This window comes from Streptomyces sp. DT190, from assembly GCF_049846985.1.
Classification (GTDB): Bacteria; Actinomycetota; Actinomycetes; order Streptomycetales; family Streptomycetaceae; genus Streptomyces.
This window is the reverse complement of record NZ_JBNCNM010000052.1, coordinates 1-4,205: the sequence shown is the minus strand read 5'-3', so window position 1 is coordinate 4,205 and position 4,205 is coordinate 1. Positions and strand designations below refer to the sequence as shown.

The window sequence follows — 4,205 nt, the reverse complement described above, 5'->3', positions numbered from 1 at the left end:
CCGTGGAAGCACGACGGCGAGCGCCTCAGGCGCGCCGGCGTGTCGTCGTTCGGCCTCTCCGGCACCAACGCCCACGTCGTCATCGAAGAACCGCCCACCCCTGCCACCACCGACCCGACCCAGACCAAGCCCTCCGCCGAGCAGGGCCCCCGGCCCGTGCTGCTCTCGGGCCAGAGTGAGGCAGCGCTGCGTGCCCAGGCCGGACGCTGGGCGTCCTGGCTGGGGGAGCGCACGGACGTGTCGCTGGCCGACGTCGCCGTGACAGCCGGCCGTCACCGCTCCCACCTGACCTCCCGGGCAAGCGTGATCGCCTCGGACATGACCGGCCTGGTGGAGGGCCTGTCAGCCCTGGCCGAAGACCGCTCCCTCGATTCGCTCGTCTCGGGCACCGCTGAACGACGGGGAAAGGTCGTGTTCGTCTTCCCGGGGCAGGGTTCGCAGTGGCCGGGGATGGGGCGTGCGCTGCTGGAGTCGAGTGCGGTGTTCGCCGAGGCGGTGGACCGGTGTGACGCGGCTCTGCGTCCGCTGACGGGCTGGTCGGTGCGTGAGGTCCTGGCGGGAGCCGGGGGAGAGCACCCGCCGGTGGACCGCGTGGATGTGGTGCAGCCCGCCCTGTTCGCGATGGGTGTGGGTTTGGCGGCGGTGTGGCGGTCGCTGGGCGTGGAGCCGGCCGCGGTGGTGGGGCATTCGCAGGGCGAAGTGGTCGCTGCTGTGGTGTCGGGTGCGCTGACCTTGGAGCAGGGTGCCCTGGTGGTGGCGGCCCGCTCCCAGGCCGTGCTTGCCTGCGCCGGTCAGGGCGGTATGGCGCTGATCGAGCGTCCGGTTGCTGAAGTCGAGCAGTGGGTGGCGCCGTTCGGTGAGGCGTTGTCGGTGGCGGCGGTGAACACGGCCGGCTCGACGATCGTTTCGGGTGAGGCGGCGGCGATCGAGGAGATCGTTGGGCAGTTGTCGGCGGACGGGGTGTATGCGCGGAAGATCAACGTCGATTACGCCTCTCACAACGCGCAGATGGACCCGCTGCTGCCGGGCCTTGCCGAACGCTTCTCGGGTTTGGAGTCGGCTGCACCCGAGGTGGCCTTCTACTCGACGGTGACCGGGCAAGTGGCCTCCGGGGCCGAGTTGGATGGTGGGTACTGGTGCCGCAATCTGCGGCAGCCGGTGCGTTTCGACCGTGCGCTGGAGCGGTTGCTGCAGGACGGTCACGGCGTGTTCGTGGAGATCTCCGCGCATCCTGTGCTGTCGATGCCGCTCACGGACGGCAGCGCGGAGCGCGGCGGCATCGTCGTCGGCTCCCTCAGCCGCAAGTCAGGCGGCCTGGACCAGCTGCTGCGCAACCTCAGCCTGCTGCACGTCCACGGCCACGACCTGGACACCGACCGCGTCCTGGGCGAAGGCGACCTCGTTCCACTGCCCACCTACGCCTTCCAACGCGAGCGGTTCTGGACAGAGCCCAGCCGACGCACGACCGACATCGGCTCAGTGGGGCTGCGGGCTTCGGAGCATCCGTGGCTGGGGGCGGTGACGGGGACAGCGGCCGACGACGGCTATCTGTTCACGGGCCGTCTGTCGCTGGCGGAGCAGCCGTGGCTGTCCGAGCATGCCGCTTTCGGCACGGTGCTGGTGCCGGGCACGGGCCTGCTGGAGCTGGCGCTGACCGCGGCTCATCACGTGGGTGCCGAACGGGTGGAGGAACTCACCCTGCTGGAGCCTCTCGTCCTTCCCGAGGACGGTGCCCTGCGCCTCCAGGTCGTCGTCGGCGCCCAGGACGCCCAGGGACGCCGGCCGGTCGCGGTGTTCAGCCGCCCCGAGGACGCCTCCGACGAGGCCGCCTGGCGTCAGCACGCCGCCGGAGAACTGTCCGAGGGAGCCGACCCGCACGGCGGCGACGTCACCGAGTTGGCGCAGTGGCCGCCGGCCGGTGCCGAGCCGGTGCCGCTGGAGGGCTTCTACGACGATTTCGCGGCGCGTGGGCTGGTCTACGGCCCGGCGTTCCAGGGCCTGAGGGAGCTGTGGCGCAAGGGCAGCACCGCCTACGGTCTGGTTCGACTTGCCGAGGACCGGCCGGCGGACGGCTTCGGTATCCACCCTGCCCTCCTCGACGCCGCCCTGCACGCCCTGGTCGGCGTACAGAACCCAGAGAGGACGGACGCCGGCACAGCACTGCTCCCCTTCGAATGGACCGGCGTCGAACTGCATGCCTCCGGAGCCCGCGAGCTGCGAGTGGCGATCGACCTGGACGACGCCGCGCACGCCCTGAGCCTCACCGTCGCCGACCCCGACGGACTCCCCGTCGTCCACGCCGAACGCCTGCAACTGCGTGCGGCGTCCGCCGAGCAGGTGCGGGGGAGCCGGGTGGTGGACCATGCCTACCGGGTGGCTTTCGAGGTGCCACGGGTGCTGGCGGAGGATGCGGCCGCCGGGGATTCGTGGGTGGTGGGCACGGGGGAAGTGTGCCGTGCTGTGGGAGTGGAGCCGGTCAGTGATGTGGCTGCCCTGGTGGCGCTCCTGGAGACGGGTGCGGACGCGCCGGGGCGGGTGGTCGTCGATGTGCCGGCTGTTCTGGGCGGGTTGACCGCCGAGGAGGCGACGGTCGGTGCGCTGGAGTTGGTGCAGGAATTGCTGGCTCAGCCGCGTCTTGAGGGCTGTGAGTGGGTGTGGGTGACCTCGGGTGCGGTGGACGCGGGCGACGGAATCCGTGCCCTCGCGCAGGCGCCGGTGTGGGGTCTGCTGCGCTCGGTGCGGGCCGAATACCCCGACCGCGTGATCCGGCTCCTGGACCTCGACACCACAACCCACGAAGACGACATCGAAACGGCGGTGAACGCCTCCGGCGAACCCGAACTGGCAATACGCCACGGCGAGATCCGCACCGCCCGGCTCCAGCACCTGATGGAGCCGAACAGCACGGATCTCACCGCCCCGCACATCTCCGGTTCCGCCACCACCTTCGATGCTGAGGGTGCGGTGTTGGTGACGGGTGGGGCGGGTGAGTTGGGTCGTGCGGTGGCGTTGCGGCTGGTCGAGCGGTTCGGGGTGCGGCATCTGGTGCTGACTTCCCGTCGTGGCCTGGAGGCTGCGGGTGCGCGCGAGTTGGTGGCGCGGTTGGAGCGGGCCGGGGCGCTCAGTGTGCGTGTGGTGGCCTGTGATGTGTCCGAGCGGGCTCAGGTGCGGCAGGTGCTGGAGTCGTCCGTGCGGGCGTGGACGGGTGTGTTCCATCTGGCCGGTGTGCTGGACGACGGTGTCGTGTCGGGTCTGGACGCGGAGCGTGTGGGCCGGGTGTGGGCGCCGAAGGCGGCGGGCGCGGCCCATCTGGACGAACTCTCGCGTGAGTTGGATTTGGAGCTGGCGGCGTTCGTGCTGTTCTCCTCGGCGGCTGGTGTGCTGGGTGGGGCGGGTCAGGCGAACTATGCGGCGGCGAACGCGTTTTTGGATGCGTTGGCGGCTTCGCGGCGGGCGGATGGTCTGGCGGGGTCGAGTCTGTCGTGGGGGTTGTGGGAGCAGGCCGGTGTGGGGTTGACGGCGGGGCTGGGTCAGGCGGAGCTGGCGCGGTTGCGGCGCGGGGGAGTGGGCGTGCTTACCTCGCAGCAGGCGCTCGCGGTGCTGGATGCCGTCCTGGACGCCGGTTCTGCTGGTGGGTGGGCGCATGTGGTGCCGGTGAAGCTGGAGCTGGCGGGGTTGCGGCGCAGCCCGCAGGACGTTCCGGTGTTGTTGCGGCATCTGGTGCGTGCTCCGCGCCGGCAGGCCGGCACGGGCACGAGCACCGGTGGGGTGTCGGGGCTGGGGGAGCGGCTTGCGCAGTTGCCGCCGGCGCAGCGGCTGGCCGAGTTGACGGTGCTGGTGCGGCGCGAGGCTGCCGTGGTGTTGGGCATGGACGCCGGTGAGGGGGTGGCTGCGGGGCAGGTGCTGAAGGATCTGGGCCTGGATTCGCTGATGGCGGTCGAGCTGCGCAGGCGTCTCGCGGCCGAGACGGGTCTGTCCCTGCCCTCGACCCTGGCCTTCGACCATCCCACCCCCACCGCCGTCGCCACCTACCTCCTCGACACACTCGACCTCAACCCGCAACCCAAGCGCTCACGACCCAAGAAACCCCGCGCGTCCCGAACCGCCGACGAACCGATCGCGGTCGTCTCCATGGCCTGCCGCCTGCCCGGCGGCATCGACACCCCCGAGGCGTTCTGGCAGCTCCTCGCCGACGGCGGCGACGC

Annotated in this window: 1 protein-coding gene; it reads left to right on the top strand. The window is 71.2% G+C overall.

Annotated elements, in window-relative coordinates:
- The coding region (locus ACPXCS_RS39515) for an SDR family NAD(P)-dependent oxidoreductase (protein ID WP_425971245.1) at positions 1-4,205 on the top strand (4,205 nt) is incomplete at both ends.